Origin of the sequence: Bathymodiolus azoricus thioautotrophic gill symbiont (assembly GCF_001298715.1) — a bacterium.
Lineage (GTDB): Bacteria > Pseudomonadota > Gammaproteobacteria > PS1 > Pseudothioglobaceae > Thiodubiliella.
Genome location: NZ_CDSC02000007.1, coordinates 1 through 741 on the forward strand (window position 1 = coordinate 1; position 741 = coordinate 741).

Below are 741 nucleotides of genomic sequence, written 5' to 3' on the forward strand. Positions count from 1 at the left end.
AAAAACTGGGCTTATTTTTTGTAAAATACCTAAGGTTTTTTGTGGTGTTGGATAAAAAAGCAGTTTTGTTGATTTGGATGGTTGGCAAAATGGGTGGTTTTGGTTTGGTTGGGGTGGGTTTTTAAGGGGCGACTAATTAGCCAACCAATTGAGTGCATTTTCTTTAATACCACTATACCAATCTTTTTCGTTGTCCGTAGCCTCCGCTAATTCGTTGGACCTTTCAAAAAAAGTGTTGCACATGTTTTGGTTTAGGAACGTAACTAGCTTTATGCGAGTCTTCAACCATTTTTAAGAAAAATACTTAATGGAAGCGGAACAATTGTGGATTTTCCACCATAATAACTGATATTTATTTTATGTAATCCGTAAAAATAAGCAATACAGGCTTCATTTATATTCGGAGCAATGAAAAAACAGTATGCAGGTTTATCTGTTTCTCGTTTAACTTTTGCAAGGTGTCGGGTAACAGGCTCTCCCTCTGTTTCGTATTGTCGTTGACCACCTTGCATTGTTACTTCTACTGTTAGACCAAAGTCGCCATAATCACAAACAATATCTGCCATATTTCCTTGTGCTGTGGACATTGGATTTCCAAAATCGTCAAATTTAAGATTTGCTTTAATTATTCCTCCATCTAACATTGTCATTGCACGCCAAGTGTTCCATTCAAGCATTAAAGGAGTATCGTAAAGCGACTTATCAAGTATTTGGTCAAATGTTGAATTTATATCATCAAAC

At 36.0% G+C, this 741-nt stretch carries 1 protein-coding gene; it reads right to left on the reverse strand.

The genetic code is table 11. From position 1 onward, the window contains the following. Positions 1-281: 281 nt before the first annotated feature. The coding region (locus BAZSYMA_RS00035) for an AlwI family type II restriction endonuclease (RefSeq protein WP_241502499.1) at positions 282-741 on the reverse strand (460 nt) is incomplete at its 5' end.